21 protein-coding genes are annotated in these 23,502 nt (G+C 65.1%); 19 read left to right on the forward strand and 2 right to left on the reverse strand.

What is annotated here, in order from left to right; translation table 11 throughout:
- From nuoG to ACQY9P_RS17875, 17 genes are all read left to right on the forward strand, one after another.
- Nucleotides 1–2,061 carry an NADH-quinone oxidoreductase subunit NuoG gene (gene nuoG, locus ACQY9P_RS17795; RefSeq protein WP_421737892.1) on the forward strand — a complete coding sequence of 687 codons (2,061 nt, stop codon included), beginning with the start codon at nt 1–3 and terminating at the stop codon, nt 2,059–2,061.
- A gap of 4 nt (nt 2,062–2,065) precedes the next feature.
- A complete protein-coding gene (gene nuoH, locus ACQY9P_RS17800) occupies nt 2,066–3,133 on the forward strand; it encodes an NADH-quinone oxidoreductase subunit NuoH (RefSeq protein ID WP_421737891.1) in 1,068 nt (355 codons plus the stop codon).
- Entirely contained in the window at nt 3,133–3,372 is a 240-nt protein-coding gene (locus ACQY9P_RS17805) for a hypothetical protein (RefSeq protein WP_421737890.1), read from the forward strand. Before nuoH ends, ACQY9P_RS17805 begins: the two co-directional genes overlap by 1 nt.
- Before the next feature lie 5 nt (nt 3,373–3,377).
- Entirely contained in the window at nt 3,378–3,869 is a 492-nt protein-coding gene (gene nuoI, locus ACQY9P_RS17810) for an NADH-quinone oxidoreductase subunit NuoI (RefSeq protein WP_421737889.1), read from the forward strand.
- An 83-nt stretch (nt 3,870–3,952) separates the two neighbouring features.
- A complete protein-coding gene (locus ACQY9P_RS17815) occupies nt 3,953–4,570 on the forward strand; it encodes an NADH-quinone oxidoreductase subunit J (RefSeq protein WP_421737888.1) in 618 nt (205 codons plus the stop codon).
- Nucleotides 4,567–4,872, forward strand: a complete 306-nt coding sequence (nuoK, locus tag ACQY9P_RS17820; protein ID WP_421737887.1) for an NADH-quinone oxidoreductase subunit NuoK — start codon at nt 4,567–4,569, stop codon at nt 4,870–4,872. Before ACQY9P_RS17815 ends, nuoK begins: the two co-directional genes overlap by 4 nt.
- Before the next feature lie 8 nt (nt 4,873–4,880).
- The gene (gene nuoL / locus ACQY9P_RS17825; protein ID WP_421737886.1) at nt 4,881–6,929 is read left to right on the forward strand and encodes an NADH-quinone oxidoreductase subunit L; all 2,049 of its coding nucleotides are present in this window, start codon (nt 4,881–4,883) and stop codon (nt 6,927–6,929) included.
- Entirely contained in the window at nt 6,926–8,428 is a 1,503-nt protein-coding gene (locus tag ACQY9P_RS17830) for an NADH-quinone oxidoreductase subunit M (RefSeq protein ID WP_421737885.1), read from the forward strand. The genes nuoL and ACQY9P_RS17830 overlap by 4 nt, the downstream gene beginning before the upstream one ends.
- A gap of 7 nt (nt 8,429–8,435) precedes the next feature.
- Complete coding sequence (gene nuoN, locus ACQY9P_RS17835) at nt 8,436–9,875, forward strand: NADH-quinone oxidoreductase subunit NuoN (protein WP_421737884.1); 1,440 nt, start codon at nt 8,436–8,438, stop codon at nt 9,873–9,875.
- A 1-nt stretch (nt 9,876) separates the two neighbouring features.
- The gene (locus ACQY9P_RS17840; protein ID WP_421737883.1) at nt 9,877–10,638 is read left to right on the forward strand and encodes a biotin--[acetyl-CoA-carboxylase] ligase; all 762 of its coding nucleotides are present in this window, start codon (nt 9,877–9,879) and stop codon (nt 10,636–10,638) included.
- Nucleotides 10,635–11,420 carry a type III pantothenate kinase gene (locus tag ACQY9P_RS17845; RefSeq protein WP_421738305.1) on the forward strand — a complete coding sequence of 262 codons (786 nt, stop codon included), beginning with the start codon at nt 10,635–10,637 and terminating at the stop codon, nt 11,418–11,420. Before ACQY9P_RS17840 ends, ACQY9P_RS17845 begins: the two co-directional genes overlap by 4 nt.
- Nucleotides 11,420–13,099, forward strand: coding sequence for a ribonuclease J (locus tag ACQY9P_RS17850; RefSeq protein ID WP_421737882.1), 1,680 nt, complete (start codon nt 11,420–11,422; stop codon nt 13,097–13,099). Before ACQY9P_RS17845 ends, ACQY9P_RS17850 begins: the two co-directional genes overlap by 1 nt.
- 113 nt (nt 13,100–13,212) lie before the next feature.
- On the forward strand, nt 13,213–13,632 hold the full coding sequence (mce, locus tag ACQY9P_RS17855) for a methylmalonyl-CoA epimerase (protein ID WP_421737881.1): 420 nt from the start codon (nt 13,213–13,215) through the stop codon (nt 13,630–13,632).
- Nucleotides 13,632–13,892, forward strand: a complete 261-nt coding sequence (locus ACQY9P_RS17860) for a DUF1467 family protein (protein ID WP_421737880.1) — start codon at nt 13,632–13,634, stop codon at nt 13,890–13,892. The genes mce and ACQY9P_RS17860 overlap by 1 nt, the downstream gene beginning before the upstream one ends.
- Before the next feature lie 331 nt (nt 13,893–14,223).
- Nucleotides 14,224–15,552, forward strand: a complete 1,329-nt coding sequence (gene proS, locus ACQY9P_RS17865) for a proline--tRNA ligase (protein ID WP_421737879.1) — start codon at nt 14,224–14,226, stop codon at nt 15,550–15,552.
- Nucleotides 15,552–16,832 (forward strand): lipoprotein-releasing ABC transporter permease subunit, encoded by a 1,281-nt coding sequence (locus ACQY9P_RS17870; protein WP_421737878.1) that lies wholly within the window; start codon nt 15,552–15,554, stop codon nt 16,830–16,832. The genes proS and ACQY9P_RS17870 overlap by 1 nt, the downstream gene beginning before the upstream one ends.
- Nucleotides 16,825–17,511: an ABC transporter ATP-binding protein gene (locus ACQY9P_RS17875; RefSeq protein ID WP_421737877.1), complete on the forward strand. Its 687-nt coding sequence runs from the start codon at nt 16,825–16,827 to the stop codon at nt 17,509–17,511. Before ACQY9P_RS17870 ends, ACQY9P_RS17875 begins: the two co-directional genes overlap by 8 nt.
- An 18-nt stretch (nt 17,512–17,529) precedes the next feature.
- On the opposite strand, the gene ACQY9P_RS17880 is transcribed toward ACQY9P_RS17875, so the two are convergent.
- Both ACQY9P_RS17880 and ACQY9P_RS17885 read right to left on the reverse strand, forming a co-directional pair.
- Nucleotides 17,530–18,771, reverse strand: coding sequence for a hypothetical protein (locus tag ACQY9P_RS17880; protein WP_421737876.1), 1,242 nt, complete (start codon nt 18,769–18,771; stop codon nt 17,530–17,532).
- Nucleotides 18,772–18,815: 44 nt separating this feature from the next.
- Nucleotides 18,816–19,775 carry a nucleoside hydrolase gene (locus ACQY9P_RS17885; protein ID WP_421738304.1) on the reverse strand — a complete coding sequence of 320 codons (960 nt, stop codon included), beginning with the start codon at nt 19,773–19,775 and terminating at the stop codon, nt 18,816–18,818.
- Between the two features lie 165 nt (nt 19,776–19,940).
- Here ACQY9P_RS17885 and sidA point away from each other — a divergent pair, with 165 nt between their 5' ends.
- Together sidA and dnaE are read left to right on the forward strand one after the other, a co-directional pair.
- Nucleotides 19,941–20,030, forward strand: coding sequence for a cell division inhibitor SidA (sidA, locus tag ACQY9P_RS17890; RefSeq protein WP_156111316.1), 90 nt, complete (start codon nt 19,941–19,943; stop codon nt 20,028–20,030).
- A gap of 24 nt (nt 20,031–20,054) precedes the next feature.
- Nucleotides 20,055–23,486, forward strand: a complete 3,432-nt coding sequence (dnaE, locus tag ACQY9P_RS17895; RefSeq protein WP_421737875.1) for a DNA polymerase III subunit alpha — start codon at nt 20,055–20,057, stop codon at nt 23,484–23,486.
- Nucleotides 23,487–23,502 lie beyond the last annotated feature (16 nt).

The following is a 23,502-nucleotide window of genomic DNA, read 5'->3' on the forward strand; positions in this document are numbered from 1 at the left end:
ATGGCTATCGCCAAGGTCAACGGCGTCGAGGTCGAGTTCGATCCCGGCATGACGGTTCTGCAGGTCGCGGAACTGGCCGGGGAAGAGATCCCGCGCTTCTGCTATCACGAGCGTCTCAGCATCGCCGGCAACTGCCGGATGTGCCTGGTCGAGGTGAAGCCCGGTCCGCCCAAGCCGCAGGCGTCCTGCGCCCTGCCGGCCGCCGAGGGCCAGGAGATCTTCACCAAGACCCCGATGGTCAAGAAGGCCCGCGAAGGGGTGATGGAGTTCCTGCTCATCAACCACCCGCTGGATTGCCCGATCTGCGACCAGGGCGGCGAGTGCGATCTGCAGGATCAGGCCATGGGCTATGGCCGCGACGACAGCCGTTACGAAGAGAACAAGCGCGCGGTCGAAGAAAAGGCCATGGGCCCGCTCATCAAGACCGTGATGACCCGCTGCATCCAGTGCACGCGCTGCGTCCGCTTCATCACCGAAGTGGCGGGATCGCCGGAGATCGGCCTGATCTCGCGCGGCGAAGACGTTGAGATCACGACCTATCTGGGCGCGGCGGTGACGTCGGAGCTGTCGGCCAATGTCATCGACCTCTGTCCGGTCGGCGCCCTGACGTCCAAGCCCTACGCCTTCGAGGCGCGGCCCTGGGAGCTGAAGAAGACCGAGAGCATCGACGTCATGGACGCGCTGGGCTCGGCCATCCGCGTCGACAGCCGCGCGGCCGCAGTGCTCCGTGTGCTGCCGCGCGTCAACGAGGACGTCAACGAGGAGTGGATCTCCGACAAGACGCGCTACGCCGTCGATGGCCTGCAGCGTCAGCGTCTGGACCGTCCTTACGTGCGCGTCGGCGGCCGTCTGCAGCCGGCGACCTGGGGGCAGGCCTTCGCGGCCGTGGCCGAGAAGATCAAGGCGGCCAAGCCGGAACGCATCGGCGTCATTGCCGGCGACCTGCAGGACGCCGAAAGCCTGAAGGCCACCAAGGACCTCTTCGCCGCCCTGGGCGTGAAGAACCTCGACGCCCGCCAGGACGGCGTGGCGCTGGGCGGCGGTCCGCGCGAGAGCTGGCTGTTCAATTCGACGATCGCCGGCCTCGAGAACGCCGACGTCGTGCTGCTGGTTGGTACGAACCCGCGCGTCGAGGCCCCGGTGCTCAACACCCGCCTGCGCAAGCAGTGGCTGGCCGGCAAGGTTCGGATCGGCGTGATCGGCGAGCAGGGCGACCTGACCTACGATTACGACTATCTCGGCGCGGGCTCCAAGACCCTGTCGGGTCTGACCAAGAGCAAGTCCGACTTCGTCACGGCCCTCAAGAACGCCGAACGTCCGGCCATCATCATCGGCCAGGGCGCGCTCACCCGCGCCGACGGCGCTGTGGTGCTGAAGGCTGCGGCCGGCGTGGCCAAGGCGTTCAACGTCGTGAAGGCCGGCTGGAACGGCTGGAACGTCCTGCACACCGCCGCCGCGCGCGTCGCCGGGCTCGACATGGGCTTCCTTCCCACCGAGGGCGGTCTGACGACCGGCCAGATGCTGAAGCCGGGCGCGCTGGACGTTCTATTCCTGCTGGGCGCCGACGAGTGCGAGACGGCGGCCTCGGACGCCTTCAAGATCTATCTGGGCACGCACGGCGACAATGGCGCGCACAAGGCGGACGTGATCCTGCCGGGCGCGGCCTACACCGAAAAGAACGGCCTCTATGTGAACACCGAAGGCCGCGTCCAGATGGGCGAGCGGGCGGTGTTCCCGAAGGGGGAGGCCAAGGAAGACTGGTCGATCCTGCGGGCGCTCTCCGAGATCCTGGGCCACAAGCTGCCTTATGACAGCCTGGACCAGCTGCGCGCCAAGCTGTTCGCCGACCACCCGACCTTCGGCCAGATCGACTATGCGCCGGGCTCGACCCCGACCGTGTTCGACGTGTCGGCCCTGGGTCTAGCCGGTGATCTGTCGGATGCGCCGTTCGAGAGCACGGTGAAGGCTTTCCACCTGACCAATCCCATCGCGCGCGCCAGCGTGACCATGGCCGAATGCGCGGCCGTCGTCTCCGGCGCCGCCAAGATCGCGGCGGAGTAGGCCGATGAGCGCTTTCTTCTCCAACCCCGCCGTGACCTGGACCCTTCTGACGACGGGCGGCATCCTGCTGGTCGTGATCTGGGTGCTGCTGAGCCTGGCGTTCCTGCTGCTGGCCGACCGCAAGATCTGGGCCGGCGTTCAGATGCGCAAGGGACCCAACGTGGTGGGCCCGTTCGGCCTGCTGCAGTCCTTCGCCGACTTCTTCAAGTTCGTGCTCAAGGAAATCATCATCCCGGCCGGCGCCGACAAGGTGATCTTCATCCTGGCGCCGCTGCTGAGCCTGGTTCTGGCCTTCGTCGGTTGGGCGGCCATTCCGTTCGCGCCGGGCTGGGTCGTCTCCAACCTGAACGTCGGCATCCTCTACCTGCTGGCGATGAGCTCGCTGGGCGTCTACGGCATCATCATGGGCGGTTGGGCTTCGAACTCGAAGTACCCGTTCCTGGGCGCGCTGCGTTCGGCGGCGCAGATGGTCTCGTACGAAGTTTCGATCGGCCTGATCATCATCACGGTGATCCTGCTGGCCGGGTCGATGAACCTGTCGACCATTGTTCAGGCGCAGTCCGGCTGGTTCTGGAACTGGAACGTCTTCGGCGGTGGCTTGAAGAACATCGTCCTGCTGCCGGTCATGGTGATGGCGATGGGCATGTTCTACATCTCGGCCCTGGCCGAGACGAACCGCCCTCCGTTCGATCTTCCCGAAGCCGAATCCGAACTCGTGGCCGGCTATCAGGTCGAATACAGCTCGACCCCGTACCTGTTGTTCATGGTCGCCGAATATTCGAACATCGTCCTGATGTGCGCGATGATCAGCGTGCTGTTCTTCGGGGGCTGGAATCCTGGTTTCCCGACGGCGTTCCTCGAGAGCTGGGGCTGGTGGGGCAATCTGTTCCTGGCCTTGGTGTTCTTCGCCAAGATCTGTTTCTGGTTCTTCATGATCGCCATGGCCAAGGCCATCGTGCCTCGCTACCGCTATGACCAACTGATGCGTCTGGGTTGGAAGGTGTTCCTGCCGACCTCGCTGGTTCTGGTCGCGCTGGTCGCCGCGTGGCGCGTGTTTGGTCCGGCCGCCTGATGAACCGCGCTTTCGCCCTGGCCCTGACAGGTCTTGCCCTCGCATCACTGGCGGCCTGCGCCACCGATGATGCTTCGGGCAAGTCCTACTCGCTGGGACGGGGCATCGTGAACTATGACGAACTCCGCCGGGCCGGCGACAAGTGCAAGGCCGATGGCGGGGTGCTGCAAGCCAAGCAGGACGGGGGAGATCCCGCCCAGCTTTCAAACTACACCTGCGTCATTCCGAAGGGTGATTGACGGCCATGATGCAACGCATTTCCCAGGCGATTAAGGGCGCGGCCCTTCTCGACTTCGCCAACGCCTTCGGCCTGGCCATGAAATACATGGTCGCGCCGAAGAAGACGGTCATCTATCCGAACGAGCGCAACCCGCAGTCGCCGCGCTTCCGGGGCGAGCACGCCCTGCGCCGCTATCCGTCGGGTGAGGAACGCTGCATCGCGTGCAAGCTGTGCGAGGCCATCTGCCCCGCCCAGGCGATCACCATCGAGGCCGAACCGCGCGAGGACGGCAGCCGCCGCACGACCCGCTACGACATCGACATGGTCAAGTGCATCTACTGCGGCCTGTGCCAGGAGGCCTGCCCGGTGGACGCCATCGTGGAAGGCCCGAACACCGAGTTCGCGACCGAAACGCGCGAAGAGCTCTATTACGACAAGGAACGTCTTCTCGATAATGGCGACCGCTGGGAACGCCTCATCGCGAAGAATCTGGAGTTGGACGCGCCCTACCGCTAAAGACGGGCGGCGAATCCGAAGGGGGCGGCGCGCCACACGGCGATGTCGTCATGGATGTAGTTTTCAGGGGAGCACCTGGGCCAATGGCCTTGCAGGCGATCGCTTTCTATTTGCTGGGTTTCACAACGCTGGCGGCGGGTCTTCTCGTCGTGTCGGCGCGCAACCCCGTGCACTCGGTGCTCTTCCTGATCACCGCCTTCTTCTCGGCCGCGGGCCTCTTCGTCCTGCTGGGCGCGGAGTTCCTCGCGATGCTGCTGATCGTCGTCTATGTGGGCGCGGTCGCGGTGTTGTTCCTGTTCGTCGTCATGATGCTGGACGTCGACTTCGAGGAACTTCGCAAGGGCTTCGCCCAGTACCTGCCGATCGGCGGGCTTGTGGCCGGCGTGCTGACGCTGGAGATGATCTTCGTCGCCGCCACGGTCGCCACCAACGGCGCCGCCGGCAAGAACGCCGCGCCGATGGCTTCGCCCGAGGGCGTGAGCAACACCGAGGCGATCGGCCGGGTGCTCTACACCGACTACGTCTTCTTCTTCCAGATGGCGGGCCTTGTCCTGCTGGTCGCCATGATCGGGGCCATCGTTCTGACCCTGCGCCACAAGCCGGGTGTCAAGCGCCAGGACATCGGCAAGCAAGTCGCCCGTTCGCCCAAGACCGGGATGGAACTGGTTCAGATCAAGCCGGGTGAGGGGATCTCCGAATGATCGGCCTGTCGCACTATCTCGTGGTCGCCGCGATCCTGTTCACGATCGGGGTCTTCGGCATCTTCGTGAACCGCAAGAACATCATCGTCATCCTGATGTCGATCGAACTGATCCTGCTGGCGGTGAACATCAATCTGGTCGCCTTTTCGGTCTATCTGCACGACGTGGTCGGCCAGATCTTCGCGATGTTCGTGCTGACCGTCGCCGCCGCCGAGGCGGCCGTCGGCCTGGCCATTCTCGTCACCTTCTTCCGAAACCGCGGCGACATCGCGGTTGACGACGCCAGCATGATGAAGGGCTAAGCGACGTCATGCAGACTCTCGTCACCATCATCCTCTTCGCCCCGCTCGTCGCGGCGATCATCGCGGGCCTGTTTGGCCGTCGCATCGGCGATGTCGCCTCGCAGGCGATCACCACCGGCGGCCTGCTGCTGGCCTGCGGCCTGAGCTGGTACACCTTCAGCCAGTGGACCTGGGGGCACATGGAGGCCTTCACCGTCCACCTGCTGCCGTTCATCAGCATCGGCGACTTCCAGGCCAACTGGTCGATCCGCATCGACGCCCTGTCGGCGGTGATGCTGATCGTGGTCACGACGGTGTCGGCGCTCGTGCACATCTATTCCTGGGGCTACATGGCCGAGGACGACAGCAAGCCGCGCTTCTTCGCCTATCTGTCGCTGTTCACCTTCGCCATGCTGTCGCTGGTCACGGCCGCCGACTTCATGCAGCTGTTCTTCGGCTGGGAAGGCGTGGGTCTGGCCTCGTATCTGCTGATCGGCTTCTGGTTCAAGAAGCCCTCGGCCAGCGCCGCCGCCATCAAGGCCTTCGTGGTCAACCGCGTCGGCGACTTCGGTTTCGCCCTGGGCATCATGACCACCTACTGGGCGTTCGGTTCGATCCAGTTCGCGGAGATCTTCCCGCAGGTCGCCGCCAACGCCGGTCGCAGCTGGGAATTCGCGGGTCACATGTTCCCGCTGATGGATATCGCCTGCTTCCTGCTGTTCATCGGCGCGATGGGCAAGTCGGCGCAGTTCTTCCTGCACACCTGGCTCCCGGACGCCATGGAAGGCCCGACCCCGGTCTCGGCCCTGATCCACGCGGCGACCATGGTCACCGCGGGCGTCTACATGCTGTGCCTGCTGTCGCCGATGTTCGAATACGCGCCCGTCGCCAAGAACATCGTCACGGTGATCGGCGCGATCACGGCCCTGTTCGCCGCGACGGTCGGTCTGACCCAGAACGACATCAAGCGCGTGATCGCCTATTCGACCTGTTCGCAGCTGGGCTATATGTTCTTCGCGGCCGGTGTCGGCGCCTATCAGGCGGCGATGTTCCACCTGTTCACCCACGCCTTCTTCAAGGCGCTGCTGTTCCTGGGCGCCGGTTCGGTGATCCACGGCATGCACCACGAACAGGACATGCGGAAGTATGGCTCCCTGGCCAAGCTGTTGCCGGTGACCTTCATCGCCATGACCATCGGCACCATCGCCATCACGGGTCTCGGCTTCCCGCCGCTGCACCTGGGCTTCGCCGGCTTCTATTCCAAGGACACCATCATCGAGGCGGCCTTCGCGGCCGGCGGCGAGAACTCCATCGCCATGTTCGCCTGGGTGATCGGCGTGCTGGTGGCGGGTTTGACCTCGTTCTACTCGTGGCGTCTGGCGTTCTTCACCTTCAACGGCCAGGCTCGCTGGGGGCATGACGCCCACGCGCACGATGACCATGGTCATGACGCTCACGCCGCCCATGACGATCATGCGCACGACGATCACGGCCACGGCCATGATCACAAGCCGCACGAGAGCCCGTGGGTGATGCTGCTGCCGCTGGTCGTGCTGTCGATCGGCGCGGTGCTGGCCGGCTTCGTGTTCGTCGACTACTTCGTCGGCCACCATCAGGAAGAGTTCTGGCGCGGCGCGATCTACAACGCCCCGACCAACCACGTTCTGCACGAAGCCCATGAAGTGGCCGAGTGGGTGAAATGGAGCCCGCTTATCGCCTCGATCATCGGCCTGATGATCGCGATCTATGTCTACCTGATCAAGGGCAACGAGCGTCTGGGCGCCAAGCTCGCGGCCCGCAACGGCCCGCTGTATGTGTTCTTCTACAACAAGTGGTTCTTCGACGAGCTCTATCAGGCCACCTTCGTGCGCCTGACCAAGTTCCTCGGCGACCTGTTCTGGAAGGGCGGGGATCAGAAGCTCATCGACGGCCTCGGGCCAGACGGCGTCAGCGCCGTCAGCTATGAGGTCGGCCGCCGGACCGGCAAGCTCCAGACCGGCTATGTCTATCACTACGCGTTTGTCATGCTGCTCGGCGTCGCCGGCCTGCTGACCTTCGCCCTGTACGCATTCCGTTGAGGGGGACGGAGCTTATGAGCGGCCTTCTCAGCCTCACCACCTTCGCCCCGCTCGCCGGCGTCGCCATTCTTCTGGCGGTCCGCGCGATCAAGGGCGACAACGCCTCGACCGACAATCTGGCCAAGTGGATCGCCCTGGCGACCACACTGGTCACCTTCGCGCTGTCGATCCTGCTTGTCGCCCAGTTCGACGCCAAGAACCCCGGCTTCCAGTTCGTGGAAGACGTGGCCTGGTTCGCGGGCCTGCACTACCGCATGGGCGTGGATGGGATCTCGATCCTGTTCGTGCTGCTGACCGCGTTCCTGCTGCCGATCTGCGTGATCGCCAGCTGGAAGTCGATCGACAAGCGGATCGTGGAATACATGATCTGCTTCCTGGTGCTGGAGACCCTGGTCATCGGCGTGTTCTGCGCGCTGGACCTGATCCTCTTCTACCTGTTCTTCGAAGGCGGCCTGGTGCCCATGTTCCTGATTATCGGGATCTGGGGCGGCAAGCGTCGCGTCTACGCCGCCTACAAGTTCTTCCTCTACACGCTGCTCGGCTCGGTGCTGATGCTGGCGGCGATCCTGGCGATGATCTCGATCTCGGGCACCTCGTCGATCCCCGACCTGATGCACTACAAGTTCGCGCCGTGGCTCCAGACCTGGCTGTGGCTGGCCTTCTTCGCCTCGTTCGCGGTGAAGATGCCGATGTGGCCGGTCCACACCTGGCTGCCCGACGCCCACGTCGAGGCGCCGACGGCCGGTTCGGTCATCCTGGCGGGTATCCTGCTGAAGATGGGCGGCTACGGCTTCATGCGCTTCAGCCTGCCGATGTTCCCCAACGCCTCGGAGCTGTTCCAGCCGCTGGTGTTCGCGATGTCGGTGATCGCCATCGTCTACACCTCGCTGGTCGCCTTCCGTCAGACCGACATCAAGAAGCTGATCGCCTATTCGTCGGTGGCCCACATGGGCTTCGTGACCATGGGTATCTTCTCGGGCAATGTGGCGGGCGAGCAGGGCGCGATCTTCCAGATGCTGAGCCACGGGGTCATCTCCGGCGCGCTCTTCCTTTGCGTCGGCGTGGTCTACGACCGCATGCACACCCGCGAGATCGCCTTCTACGGCGGCCTGACCAACCGCATGCCGTGGTACGCAGCGACCTTCATGCTGTTCACCATGGGCAATGTGGGCCTGCCGGGCACCTCGGGCTTCGTCGGTGAAATCCTGACCATGACCGGCGCCTACAAGGCCTCGACCTGGACCGCGCTGGTCGCCGCCAGCGGCGTGATCTTCTCGGCGGTCTACGCTCTGAACCTGTATCGCCGGGTCATGTTCGGCGAGATCGTCAATCCGGAGCTCAAGACGATCACCGATCTCGACAAGCGCGAGATCCTGATCTTCGCACCGCTGATCATCTCGACCCTGGTCCTGGGGATCTATCCGAATTTCGTGTTTAACCTGACCGCGTCGTCCGTCGACGCGCTGGTTGGCGCCTGGCGCGCCGCCGTGGGCGGGTGAGGGACTGATGACGTTTTCAGCCAATTTTTCGCTGATCCTGCCCGAGTTCATCCTCGCGGTCTCAGCCCTCGTCCTGCTGGTCTGGGGCGCCTTCCAGGGTAAGGTCACGCCGGCCTTCACGCTGGCCAGCGTCGCGGCGCTGGTCGCGGCGGCCGTGGCTTCGGTGATCGGTCCGCATGGGCATGCCTTCAACGGCGTCTATTCGGCCGACGCCGCGGCGACCTACGCCAAGGTGGCGATCTTCATCTCCAGCGCCGTCGGCATCGTGCTGGGCGACCGCTGGCTGGCCCAGCGCAATGATCAGAAGTTCGAATATGCGGTGCTGGTGATCCTGGCCGCGCTGGGCATGGGCGTCACCGCCTCGGCCGGCGACCTGATCAGCCTCTATATGGGCGTCGAGCTGCAATCCCTGGCGCTGTACGTCCTGGCGGCCTTCCGCCGCGACGACGCCAAGGCCTCGGAAGCCGGCCTGAAGTATTTCGTGCTGGGCGCCCTGTCGTCGGGACTGCTGCTGTACGGCTCGTCGCTGATCTACGGCTTCGCCGGCTCGACCCGTTTCTCGGAGATCGCCGCCGCGGCCCATGGGACGCACGGCGTGGGCCTGCTGTTTGGCCTGGTGTTCCTGATCTGCGGCCTGGCCTTCAAGGTCTCGGCCGCGCCGTTCCACATGTGGACGCCGGACGTCTATGAAGGCGCCCCGACCCCTGTGGTCGGCTTCTTCGCCGCCGCGCCGAAGCTGGCGGCCATGATGATGTTCGCCCGCGTTCTGGGCGACGCCTTCCCGGACTCCGTCGCCCAATGGCGTCAGATCCTGATCATCGCCTCGCTGATCTCGGTCTTCGTCGGCGCGTTCGCCGGTCTGGCCCAGAGCAATCTGAAGCGCCTGTGGGCCTATAGCTCGATCGCCAATGTCGGCTACGCCCTGCTGGGCGTCGCCACCGGCGGCGAAGTGGGCCTGCACGCCATGCTGGTCTTCATGATCCTCTACATGGTCGACGTCACCGGCTTCTTCGCCTGCCTGCAGGCCCTGACCCGCGACGGCAAGCCGCTGGAGACCATCGAAGACATGGCCGGCCTGGTGAAGGAACGTCCGGGCGTGGCCGTGGCCATGACGGCGTTCTCGCTGTCGGCCCTGGGCCTGCCGCCGTTCTCGGGCTTCTGGTCGAAGTTTTACGTCTTCAAGGCGGCGCTCGGCACGGGCGACGTGATGATGCAGTGGGCGGCCGTGCTTGGCCTGGTCGGCAGCGTCGTCGCGGCCTTCTATTACCTGCGCCTGATCAAGACGATGTGGTTCGATGCGCCCACCGGCCCGGTCGACGCACCCGCTCCGGCCGCCCGCGCCGTTGGCTTCGCCGCCGCGGCTTTCTCCTTCCCTGTGGTGCTGATCGCGCTGATCTGGCTCGACCCGGCCGCCAAGGCCGCCGCAGCGGCCTTTGGCCACGCGTGACGTGACGGGCGTCCCCCCGGGCTCAAAGGGGGCGCCCGTCGTCGTTCTCGACGAGATCGACTCGACCAACGCCGAAGCTCGCCGCCGCGCCGAAGCCGGCGAGGTTGGGCCTGTCTGGCTTGTTGGTCTGCGTCAGACCGCGGGCCGTGGTCGTCGAGGTCGCGCCTGGGAGACCGGAGCGGGCAACCTCGCCGCCACCCTGCTGTTCACCACGGACAAGCCGCCGGCAGAGGCCGCCCAGGTGTCGTTCGTCGCCGCGCTGGCGGTGGCGGACCTTTTGGCCGCCTATGTGCCAGCCTCGCTGATCAGCTTGAAATGGCCCAACGACCCGATGCTGGGCGGCATGAAGGTCAGTGGGATTCTTATCGAATCGGGAGCGCGTCCCACGGGCGGGCTTTGGATCGCCGCCGGCGTCGGCGTCAATCTGGCCCGCAAGCCGCTCGACAGCGAACGCCCCGCCACCGCCCTGACGACCTATCGCGCCGCGCCGCCGCCGTCGCCGATCGAAGCGATCGAGGTGCTGGCCGAAGCGTTCGAGCGTTGGTCGGCCGTTTGGCTGTCGCTGGGTTTCCCGGCGATCGCCGACGCCTGGACGGCGCGCGCGCACGGCCTGGGCGAGCCGTGCGTCGCCCGCCTTGGAACCGAGACGGTGCAGGGCATAGCCGAAGGGCTCGATGGCGATGGCGCTCTGAGGCTTCGGTTGCCTGACGGGTGCTTGCGGCGCATCACGGCCGGCGACGTCTTCTTCGGTGAGTCTTCCTGATGCTGCTGGCTATCGAGCAGGGCAATACCAACACGATGTTCGCCATCCATGATGGCCAGAACTGGATCGCCCAGTGGCGCTCGGCCACCGAGAGCACGCGGACGGCCGACGAGTATGTGGTGTGGCTGTCGCAACTGCTGTCGATGCAGGGCCTGGGTTTCCGGGCGATCGACGCCTGCATCATCTCCAGCGTGGTGCCGCAGTCGATCTTCAACCTGCGCAACCTCTCGCGCCGCTATTTCAACGTCGAGCCGCTGGTGATCGGCGAGAACGCCAAATTGGGCGTCGATGTGCGGATCGACAAGCCCTCGGAGGCCGGCGCCGACCGTCTGGTCAACGCCGTCGGGGCGCACATGGTCTATCCTGGTCCGCTGATCGTCATCGACAGCGGCACGGCCACCACCTTTGATATCGTCGCCGCCGATGGCGCGTTCGAAGGCGGCATCATCGCGCCGGGCATCAATCTTTCCATGCAGGCGCTGCATGAGGCAGCCGCAAAGCTGCCCCGGATCGCCATTCAACGCCCGGCCCGCAACCGCGTTGTGGGAACTGACACCGTCAGCGCCATGCAGTCTGGCGTGTTTTGGGGCTATATCTCTTTGATCGAAGGGCTTGTGACGCGCATCAAGGCTGAGCGCGCCCAGCCCATGACCGTGGTCGCCACCGGCGGGGTCGCCTCGTTGTTCGAAGGCGCCACGGACTGCATCGATCACTTCGATTCGGATCTGACGATCCGCGGACTACTCGAAATTCACCGTCGCAACACCATCTCAGAGACCTGATGACAAAATCCTCCCAAGACGAACTCGTCTTCCTGCCGCTCGGCGGGTCGAACGAGATCGGCATGAACTTCAACCTGTACGGCTTTGGCCCGGCTCACGATCGCAAGTGGATCGTGGTGGATCTGGGCGTGACCTTCGGCGATCAGACGACGCCTGGCGTCGAGATCATCCTGCCCGATCCGGAATATATCGAGGCCTACGCCAAGGACATCCTGGGCATCGTGCTGACCCACGCCCACGAAGATCACCTGGGCGCTGTGCACTGGCTGTGGCCGCGGCTGAAGGCGCCGGTCTACGCCACACCCTTCACGGCGTTCCTGCTGCGCGAGAAGCTGCGCGACGCGCGTCTGCTGGACGAGGTGCCGATCACCGAGATCCCGTTGGGCGGCCAGTTCAAGATCGGTCCCTTCGATCTGGAAATGATCACCCTGACCCACTCGATCCCCGAGCCGAACGGTCTGGCGATCAAGACGCCGCTGGGTACGATCCTTCACACCGGCGACTGGAAGATCGATCCGAACCCGCAGCTGGGTGAGGCCACCGATATCGAAGGCCTGCGTCGCCTGGGCGACGCCGGCGTTCTGGCCATGGTCTGCGACTCGACCAACGTCTTCGTCGACGGCGAGGCCGGCTCTGAGGCCGACGTCCGTGTGGCGATGAACAAGCTGATCTCCGGCCTGACCGGCAAGATCGCGGTCGCCTGCTTCGCCTCGAACGTCGCGCGGATGGACACCGTGATCCGCGCCGCTCAGGCCGCCGGCCGCAAGGTCTGCCTGGCCGGCCGCTCGATGCACCGCATGGCCGCCGCCGCCCGTTCGGTAGGGTTCCTGGCGGGGCTTGAGCCCTTTGTCACCGACGATCAGGCCAAGTACCTGCCCGAGAACGAGATCCTGTTCCTGTGCACCGGCAGCCAGGGTGAGGCGAGGGCGGCCCTGTCGCGGATCGCCGAGGGCAACCACCCGCATGTGAAGCTGTCGCAGGGCGACCACGTGGTCTTCAGTTCGCGGGTCATCCCGGGCAACGAGATCCCGATCCGCAATCTGCAGAACAAGCTGGCCGACCGCGGCGTGCGTCTGCACACCGAGCGCGACACGCCCGGCATCCACGTCAGCGGTCACCCCTGCCGCGACGAACTCAAGCAGATGTACCAGTGGGTGCGCCCCGAGATCGCCGTGCCGACCCATGGCGAGCGCCGCCACCTGATCGAACACGCCGCCTTCGCCAAGGACCTCCAGGTTCCGCACGCCATCTCGCCGCGTAACGGCGACATGGTGCGCCTGGCCCCGGGTCATCCCGAGATCATCGATGAGGTTCCCGCCGGGCGCCTCTATGTCGACGGGGGCGTGGTCACGCCCGAGAACGGTCAGGCCCTGCGCGAGCGTCGCCACGCGGCGTTCAATGGCATGCTGGCGGTCTCGATCGTGATCGACGGCAAGAACCGCATCGTCTCGGGCCCGCAGGTGCGGGGCCTGGGCCTGGCGGGCGACAACGACTATCCGCTGGACGAAGCCATGGACGACCTGGCCGAGGAAGCCGAGACCGCCTTCAAGCGGCTTGGCGGCAACGACAAGGACAACGACGAAGCCATCGAGAACGCCATCTCGCGGGCCGTGAAAAAGGCCGCGTTCCGGATCTGGGAACGCAAGCCTGTCGTCGAGACCACGGTTCTGCGCACCTGACCTAGGGGGAGGGCCCGCCCGCCGTCCTTTTGCCACGGCGGGCGGGCCTTTTCGCGCTGCAGCACAGGTGTTAGGCCTTCGCGCAAACAACAATACGCGCGGGAGCAATGATCATGATCGGCAAGCTGAACCACGTCGGCGTCGCCACGCCGTCCATCGACGAGTCGCTGAAGATGTATCGCGACCTGCTGGGCGCGACGTCCGTCACCGAGAAATGGGCGATGCCGGAGCAGGGCGTGTGGGTGTGCTTCGTCAACCTGCCCAACAGCCAGATCGAGCTGATCGAACCCTATGGGGAAAAGTCGCCGATCCATGCCTTCCTGGCCAAGAACCCCAAGGGCGGTCAGCACCACATCTGTTTCGAGGTCGAGAATATCTACGAAGCGCGCGACGCCCTGGTCGCCAAGGGCGCCACGGTGCTGGGCGAACCGCGCATCGGAGCGCATGGCACCTTGATCATTTTCGTTCACCCCAAGGACATGGGCGGCCTGTTGGTCGAACTCATGGAGACGCCCAAGGAGGCGCACCACTGATGAGCGTGCTCACGTCCATTTCCGTCTTCTTCGTCATCTGGTGGACGGTTCTGTTCGCCGTGCTGCCGATCGGCTCGCGCAGCTATCATGAGATGGGCCTCAAGCCGCCCGGCGGCGGTGATCCCGGCGCTCCGGTGAACCCGAATCTGAAGCGCAAGTTCATCACCACCACCTGGATCGCCTTGGTGGTGTTTTCGGTGGTGTGGCTGGTCATTCGCTTCCATCTGATCAGCCTGCCGCCGATGCGTTCGACCTTTTAGGTATGGCTGGGCGCCCAACGCTTGGGCGTAGCGCGGTGTTTTTGCCTGCGATCGCTCAAGGCTTGGGCGAAACGCCCAAATGCGCCGTGAGGTCCGCACGCGCATGCCCCAACAAATGTTCGAAGGCCTAAGGTGTCCCTACGAGATCGGCCGTTGCCGGTCTCACTCTGTGGCGTCTTCCCCGACGATGAACTTGCAAGGCCGCGCGAGGATCGCGCGGCCTTCTTTTCGTTCTCGACCTCGCGATAGCCATCTTTTCGCCCCGCGCGTTGCCAAGCTGACGGGCAAGAGGCTATCTCAGGCCCTCGCATTCCCCGGAGACGTCTTTCTGATGCGCCTGTCGCGCTATTTCCTGCCCGTGTTGAAGGAAGCCCCGTCCGACGCCCAGATCGTGTCGCACCAACTGATGCTGCGCGCCGGCATGATCCGCCAGGAGGCGGCGGGCATCTACGCCTGGCTGCCGCTGGGCCTGCGGGTGCTGAACCGCATCGAGCAGATCGTCCGCGAGGAGATGGATCGCGCCGGAGCCATCGAGCTGTTGATGCCGACGATCCAGCTGGCCGAGCTGTGGCGCGAGAGCGGCCGCTACGACGACTACGGCGACGAGATGCTGCGCATCACCGACCGCCACAAGCGCGAACTGCTCTACGGCCCCACGGCCGAGGAAGTCGTCACCGACATCTTCCGGGCCTCGGTCAAGAGCTACAAGGACCTGCCCAAGAACCTCTACAACATCCAGTGGAAGTTCCGGGATGAGCGCCGTCCGCGCTTTGGCGTGATGCGCGGCCGTGAGTTCCTGATGAAGGACGCCTACAGCTTCGACCTCGACGCCGAGGGCGCGCGCAAGTCCTACAACCGCATGTTCGTGGCCTATCTGAACCTGTTCTCGCGCATGGGTCTGAAGGCCGTGCCGATGCGCGCCGACACCGGTCCGATCGGCGGCGATCTGAGCCACGAGTTCATCGTCCTGGCCGACACGGGCGAGAGCGCCGTGTTCTGCCACAAGGACCTGGTGGAGATGGGCGCGCCCGGTCCCGACGTCGACTGGGACGGCGACCTGCAGCATCTGGTCGACCAACGCACCGCGCTCTACGCGGCGACCGAGGAAATGCACGACGAGGCCGCTTTCGCCGCGGTCGCCGAGGGCGACCGCCTGTCCGCGCGCGGGATCGAGGTCGGCCACATCTTCTCGTTCGGGACCAAGTATTCCGCGCCGATGAAGGCCCTGGTGACGGGTCCGGACGGTAAGGATGTCCCCGCGCAAATGGGCTCCTACGGTGTGGGCGTCTCGCGCCTGCTGGGCGCGATCATCGAGGCCAGCCACGACGACGCAGGGATCATCTGGCCGGAGTCGGTGGCGCCGTTCGATGTGGGCGTCATCAACATGCGCCAGGGCGACGCGGCGTGCGACGCGGCGTGCGACACCGCCTACAAGGCGCTGACGGCGGCCGGCAAGACGGTGCTTTACGACGACACCGACACCCGCGGCGGCGCCAAGTTCGCCACCATGGACCTGATCGGCCTGCCCTGGCAGCTGATCATCGGCCCCAAGGGCATCGCCGAAGGCGTTGTCGAGATCAAGAACCGGGCGACCGGCGAGCGTTCGACGGCTTCGCTGGAGTCTGTGTTGAACGGTCTGACGCAAAGCAAGGTGGGCTAATGAGCGATCTCAGGGCCGCCGGTCCGTTCAGCCGCTGGGAGCGGTCCGTCGCTTGGCGCTACCTGCTGGCCAAGCGCAAGAACGGCGGCGTGGCCCTGATTTCGGTGATCTCGTTCTGCGCCGTGATGCTGGCGGTCTTCGCCCTGATCACCGTGATGAGCGTGATGAACGGTTTCCGAGCCGAGCTTTTGGGCCGAATCCTCGGTTTCAACGGCCATCTCTACGCCCAGTCCCCGTTGATCAACGGTCCCGACCGCGAGGGCGTGATCAGTCGCATTCGCGCCGTGCCCGGCGTGATCCAGGCCGTGCCGATGGTCGAAGCCCAGGCTATGGTCATCGGCCCCAGCCAGGTCACGGGGGCGATTGTGCGCGGGGTCACGCCTCGCGACCTGCGAAGCCTGAAGATCATCGCGGACAACATCAAGAAGGGCTCGTTGTCAGGCTTCGGCCAGGGCGAGTACGGCGGCGACATCATCCTGATCGGCGACCGGATGGCCGCCAATCTGGGCGTCGTTCCCGGCGACGCGATCACCCTGATCTCTCCGTCCGGCCCGGCTACCGCCTTTGGGACCTCGACGCGGGAGAAGGACTATATCGTCGGCGGCGTTTTCAGCGTGGGCATGAGCCAGTTCGATGAAGCCTATGTCTACATGCCGCTTGAGCAGTCCCAGCTGTTCTTCGGTCGCGACACCTCGGTCGACTATGTGGAGATCAAGGTCGATGACCCGGACGAGGCCAAGGCGCTGAAACCCGCCGTCGAGGCCGCCAGCGGTCCAGGAGCGCTGGTCGCCGACTGGATGGACAAGAACCACAGCTACTTCACCGCGCTGCAGGTCGAGCGAAAGGTGATGCGGCTGATCCTGTTCTGCATCGTGGCCATCGCCACCCTCAACATCATCTCCAGCCTGGTGATGCTGGTGAAGAACAAGGGCAAGGACATCGCCATTCTCCGCACCATCGGGGCGGGGCAGGGGTCGATCCTGCGGATATTCGTGATGGCGGGCGCCTCGATCGGTGTGGCGGGCACCCTCGCGGGGCTGCTGCTGGGCGTGCTGTTCTGCGCCAATATCACGGCTATCCAGAATTTCGTGGAGTGGGTCACGGGCACGGCGGTGTTCAGCGCCGACGTCTACATGCTGTCCCATATCCCGGCCAAGATCGACTGGTCGGAGGTCGGCGGCATTGTCGGGCTGTCGGCCCTGATGAGCATCGTTGCGACCCTGCCGCCCGCCTGGCGCGCCTCGCGTCTCGATCCCGTGGAGGCGCTTCGCTATGAGTAGTCCCGTCCTGTCGCTGCGTGGCGTTGAGCGCGTCTACAAGACCGAGGCCGGCGATCTTCCGGTTCTCCGGGGCGTGGATCTCGACGTCTATCCCGGCGAAGTGGTCGGCCTGATTGGTCCCTCCGGCTCCGGCAAGTCATCGCTGTTACATTCGGCGGGCCTGTTGGAACGTCCCGACGCCGGTCTTGTCGCCCTGGGTGGCCGGGATTGCTCCAAACTGTCGGAGCGAGTGCGGACGCGTATTCGACTGGGCACTGTGGGCTTCGTCTATCAGTTCCACCATCTGCTGCCCGAGTTCACCGCGCTGGAAAATGTCGCCATGCCCGGCATGATCGCCGGCCGCAGTCGCGCCGAGGCCAATGCTCGCGCCGAAGATCTGCTCGGCGAGCTGGGCCTGACCGCGCGGCTTCTTCACCAGCCCGCCCAGATGTCCGGTGGCGAGCAGCAGCGCGTGGCGATCGCCCGCGCCCTGGCCAACCGGCCGCAACTGCTGCTGGCCGATGAGCCGACCGGCAATCTCGATCCGGCGACTTCGGCGGCGGTGTTCCAGTCGCTTTACAGTCTGGCGCGAGGGCAGGGCGTCGCGGCCCTGATCGCAACGCACAACATGGATCTGGCCCGCTACATGGACCGTGTCTTCGCCCTCAAGGACGGTCACCTGGAAGCCCAGACCTTCTAGATTGTAGTGCCCGCGAGGTCAGAACTGGCGTCGATAGGCGGTCTGCAAAACGGCCTGATCGTAGTCAGGGGCCAGCCCTAGTTGTCTTCTCGAAGGGCGGCCGCCCTGTATCGTCATGGCCTCGAAGACGATCTGGGTGTCGGGTCTCAGGTCCCAGCGATAGGCCGCCAGCGCCGACCAGCCGTGTTCGGCGGTATTGTCGACAGCCTTGTTGGTTCGGTCGCTGATCGAGAAGTGATCCAGTCGCGCCGTCGCGCTACCCGGCCCCCAAGAACGGGTTGCGGACACATAGGCCGCCTCGAAGCCGGTATCGACCCAGACGCCATTGGCGTTTGAGTATCCCATCAGGGTTTCGCCCCGCATGACCTGCGCTCGAAGCTGCGTGCGGCCCAGATCCAGTCTCGCGCCGAGGTTCCAGAAGCGGGTCTCCCACGACCACTCGAGGTCCTCGACGCTGATCCTGTCGCCTCCGTTGTCATAGCCGAAGAGATCGAGTGTCAGCCTGGAGTCGGGGCGCCATTCCAGACGACCATACACCCCGCGCTTGCCGTCGATTTCCCGAAGCGGGGTGGTCGAGCGCGCCTGTCGGCGCGCCATGAAAGCGCTGAGCGGCGGCAAGGGAAAGCGACCGGTCGCCGGCGACTTGAGATCGTGCAGGGCCCACCCCCGGAACGCCAGAAGGGTGCCGGAGGTGTCGCCATGGGTGAACAGGCCGGCCGTGGCAGACAGGCCCTGGCCAAGGACCGCGCCCCGCGCGGTGGCCTCGAACGCCACCACCTTGGTCTCTTCCGCCACCCAGGTATTGATGGCCGAGGGCGTGATGGTGTCGGGCACGGTCCAGTCCAGACCGTCATGTTCCAGCGAGATCTGGGGGTAGAACGCGCCGGCTCGACCAGACACGCGCCAGGCGCCGCCGCTGGGTCCGCGATAGGCCAGATAGGCCTCTCCCAGATCCACGATGTGGTCCTGACCATCCTGGCTCTCGCCCACAAACACCGCCGAGAGTGAGTCCGAGAACCTCGGGTTCCAGACGACGGCGGCCTCGCCCAGGCGCAGGCCCCCGCGGTTCGAGCCAAAGCGGCTCTTGGCCAGGCCGTTGTCGATCCACGATGTCGCGCCGCTCGCCGTGGCAAGGCGCAGATCGACGACGCCGGAGACGGTGTCGCGGGAGAAGAGGTCGGGCTCGGCGCGCGCCGGAGTCGCCGCCGCGCCCGTGATGGCGACCAAAATCCCCAAAGCTGAAGCCGGCCCGCGTTTCATGGTCCTAGCTTAGCGCCGAACCTCTTAGGCGCCGGTTAAGCGCGTCAGAGCAGCGCCGCGCGCATGGCGTTGAAAAAGCCGGCCTGATCGATCTTCTTGATGACCCGGGCGTTGGGCGGGCGACGTTTCAGGGCGGGGTCGGCGATCTCGATATCGGGGAGGATCGCGTGCGAGACGCTGAGATAGCCGCGCGTCAGTTCGCCGAGCGTCTCGACATCGACGACCGCCTCTTCCGCCTCGAGGATCAGGCTTTCGTCCAGGGCGACCGCGCAGGTCAGGGCGTCGGGATGCAGGCTGCCATTCAGCCCCTCCGTCTCGCGCGCGAAGGCCAGCGAGGCGCGGTTGACGTCGGTGAAGAACCGGGCGCGCGGCGTCGCCAGAGCCTCGAGTTCGGCCAGTTGGGCCATATCGAGCAACCCGTCCCGAAGGGTTTCGGTCCAGGTCACGATCGACAGGTTGAAGCCGGCGTTGATAACGATCTTGGCGGCTTCCGGATCGACGTAGAAATTGTACTCGGCCGCCGGCGTGACATTCCCGACGCCATTGTCCGTGCCGCCCATGACCCAGAGGTGCTTCAGGGCCTTGGCGATGCGGGGCTCGCGCAGATAGGCGAGGGCGATGTTGGTCAGCGGCGCCTGCGCGATCAGGGTGATTTCGCCAGGCGCGGCCATGATGCGGCGTACGATCTCGTCCACCGCATGGCCTTGCTCCGGGCGCTGCGGGGTTGGCGGGAACCCGCTGTCGCTCATGCCGTCGGCGCCGAAAACATAGGCGGCGTCGAGCGGCGCGCGCGAGAACGGCGCCTGGGTTCCAAGATAGACGGGGACGGTTCCGGCCTTGCCGCACGCTTCCAGAGTAACCAGCGCGTTCTCGGCGTGCTGGATGAAGCCGACATTACCGTGGGCGATCGTGATGGCCTCAACGGTCACGCCCGGGCGGGTGAGTGCGAGCATGAGGGAGAACACGTCGTCCCCGGCGGTGTCGGTGTCGATGATCAGGCGCATGGCCTGATCTGGCCTGATCCGTGGCCAAGAACCAGCCCCAAGCGTCGATTGAAAAGGCGAGGGAAATGACTCGCCGAAAGAAAATGCGGTGGATGGTCGCGGAACATCTTGTGAACAGAACGAAAGGGGAATATGGAACAAACAAGAAACGTTGTGGAGGTTCCGATGATCCGTATCGCGCGTGAGTCTTTGGCGCTTGTATCCGTCGCCAGCTTCGTCTGGATGATGTGCTCGGTCGCCCAGTTGGTGGCCTGAGTCGATTGAGCGGAGGCGTGGGTCATGGCGGATGGCGAAGGACAGGGATTTGTCCACCTTCGGGTTCGCTCGGCCTATTCCCTGCTGGAAGGCGCGATCAAGGCCGATGTGATCGGCAAGATGACCGAGGCGGCCGGTATGCCGGCCGCGGGGTTGACCGACCGGGCTAACCTGTTTGGCGCGCTGGAGTATTCGTCCTACGCCAAGGACGCTGGCATTCAGCCCATTATTGGCTGCGCCTTGCCGGTGTCGGGCATCGGGGCTGGACCTACGGAACGCTGGGCGCGCGCGCCCACGATCACGCTGCTGGCCCAGAACGAGCGTGGCTATCTCAACCTCTCGGAACTGTCGTCGATCGCCTATCTCGAAAGCGGCGAACTGGCGGAGCCGATCGTGCCCTGGGCGAGGGTTGTCAAGCACGCCGAGGGACTGATCCTGCTGTCTGGCGGGACCGACGGTCCGGTGGATGCTCTGTTTGCTGGCGGCAAGGCCGCTGAGGCTTCGCAGGCCCTGGCGGAAATGAGCCGGGTCTTCGGCGATCGGTTTTATGTCGAACTGCAACGGCACGGTTTGCCGAGGCAGGCGGCCGCCGAGCCGGGCCTGGTCAACTGGGCCTATGAGAACGACGTTCCGTTGGTCGCCACCAACGACGTCTACTACGCCAAGCGCGAGCTCTACGACGCCCACGACGCCCTGCTGTGCATCTCGGACGGCGCGTTCGTCGGCCAGGATGAGCGGCGGCGGGTGACGCCCGAGCACTGGTTCAAGCCGGCCGCCGACATGCGCAAGCTGTTCGCGGACCTGCCCGAGGCTTGCGACAACACCATCGACATCGCGCGGCGCTGCGCGTTTCTGGTCAAGAAGCGCGACCCGATCCTTCCCAGCTTCCCGACCAGCGGTGGCCGCAGCGAGCCCGAGGAACTGGAACACCAGGCCCGAGAAGGTCTGAGGATGCGTCTCGACGGCCTGGAACTGGCGGTCGAGGAACAGGTCTATTGGGACCGGCTGGATTTCGAGCTCGGCATCATCAAGAAGATGGGCTTCCCGGGCTACTTCCTGATCGTGTCGGACTTCATCAAGTGGGCCAAGTCGCACGGTATTCCCGTCGGCCCCGGACGGGGTTCGGGCGCCGGCTCGCTGGTCGCCTGGGTGTTGACCATCACCGATCTTGATCCGTTGCGGTTTGGCCTGCTGTTCGAGCGGTTCCTCAATCCCGAACGGGTCTCGATGCCCGACTTCGATATCGACTTCTGTCAGGAGCGACGCGAAGAGGTCATCGTCTACGTTCAGGAAAAATACGGCCGCGACCGCGTGGCCCAGATCATTACCTTCGGCAGCCTGCAGGCCCGCGCCGTGCTGCGCGACGTTGGGCGGGTGATGCAGCTGCCGCTCGGTCTGGTCGACCGGCTCTGCAAGATGGTGCCCAACAACCCGGCCGCGCCGGTGACCCTGGCCCAGGCCATCGAGCTGGAGCCCCGACTCAAGCAGGCCAAGAAGGAAGACGGCAACGTTTCGGCCTGTCTGGACGTGGCCCTGCAGCTCGAGGGGCTGTTCCGAAACGCCTCGACCCACGCCGCCGGCGTGGTGATCGGCGACCGGCCGCTGACCCAGCTGACGCCGCTCTACAAGGATCCGCGCTCGGATCTTCCCGCCACCCAGTTCAACATGAAGTGGGTCGAGAGCGCGGGCCTGGTGAAGTTCGACTTCCTGGGCCTGAAGACCCTGACCGTGCTGGACCGCGCGGTGAAGCACCTGAAGAAGCGCGGCGCCGAGGTTGATCTGGGGCGACTGCCCTTCGACGACACCAAGACCTATGAACTTCTCGCCTCGGGCCAGACGGTCGGTGTGTTCCAGCTGGAAAGCCAGGGCATGCGCGACACGCTGCGCAAGATGCGCTGCGGTTCGATCGAGGAGATCACCGCCCTTATCTCGCTCTATCGGCCGGGCCCGATGGACAACATCGACACCTTCGTCGACTGCAAGTTCGGCCGCAAACCGGTCGACACCCTGCATCCCTCCCTGGAGGGCGTGCTGAAGGAGACCTACGGCGTCATCGTCTATCAGGAACAGGTGATGCAGATCGCCCAGATCCTGGCGGGCTATAGCCTGGGCGAGGCCGACCTTCTGCGCCGGGCGATGGGCAAGAAGAAGAAAGAGGAAATGGATCTGCAGAAGATCCGTTTCGTCGACGGCGCCAAGGAAAAGAACGTTCCCGCCGAGCAGTCCGGCTCGATCTTCGAACTGGTGGCCAAGTTCGCCGGCTACGGCTTCAACAAGAGCCACGCCGCCGCCTATGCCCTGATCGCCTACCAGACGGCATGGTTGAAGGCCAATACGCCGGTCGAGTTCCTGGCCGCGTCGATGAGCCTGGATATTTCCAACACCGACAAGCTGGCGGTGTTCCACCAGGATGCGCGGCGGTTCGACATCACGGTGCGCGCCCCGGACGTGAACCGGTCGGGCGCCGACTTCGAGGTCGAGAACGGCGAGGTGCTCTACGCCCTCGGCGCGGTGCGCAATGTCGGCCTGGAAGCGATGAAGCATCTGGTCGCCGTGCGCGAAGAGGGCGGCCCGTTCCGCGACATCTTCGATTTCGTCGAGCGGGTGGATCCCAAGCAGGTCAACAAGCGCGCCATTGAAAACCTGGCGCGGGCGGGAGCCTTTGACTCCTTTCACAAGAACCGGGCCCAGATCCTGGCCTCGTCCGACGTCCTGATCGCCCACAGCCAGAGCATCGCCGCCGATCGACAGGGCGGCCAGCACGCGCTGTTCGGCGGCGACCCCGCCGCGGGCCGTCCCCGATTGAAGAAGATCGATCCCTGGAACCAGGTGGATCTGCTGGACGAAGAGTTGGCCGCTGTCGGCTTCTACCTGACGGGTCACCCGCTGGAGGACATGGTCGGCATGCTGCGTCGTCGGCGCACCGCCATGCTGACCGAGGTGATCCCTCAGGCCGAAGCCGGCATGGAGGCCTTCCGCATGTGCGGCGTCGTGCGGCGTCGCCAGGAGCGGGCTTCGCAGAGCGGCGAGCGCTTTGCCTTCGTCTCGCTGTCGGATCCGACCGGAGAATACGAAGTGCTGTTTCCGCCCGAAGCCCTGCGCAAGTGCCGGGACGTGCTGGAGCCCGGCAAGTCGGTGGCCATCAAGGTGCGCGCCAAGGCGCGCGACGGAGAAGTGCGGTTCTTCGGCGACGACGCCGAGCCTATCGAGAAGGCCATCGAAAACGTCGTGGCGGGCTTGCGGGTTCACCTTTCGCCATCCGCCACCGAAGTCGAGGCTTTGAGGAAGCGGCTGGAGCCGGCGGTGTCCCAGAAGGGCGGCGAAATCAGCTTCATCGCCGCGATCGGCGGTGGCCGCGAGATCGAGTTGAAGCTGCCGGGACGCTATACTCTGGATGCTTCCCTACGCGGGGCGTTGAAGACCGCGCCTGGGGTCGCCTTGCTCGAGGACGTCTGAGGCGGGAGATGCGGTT

The sequence above is a fragment of the Caulobacter sp. genome (assembly GCF_965279145.1).
Taxonomy (GTDB): Bacteria; Pseudomonadota; Alphaproteobacteria; order Caulobacterales; family Caulobacteraceae; genus Caulobacter.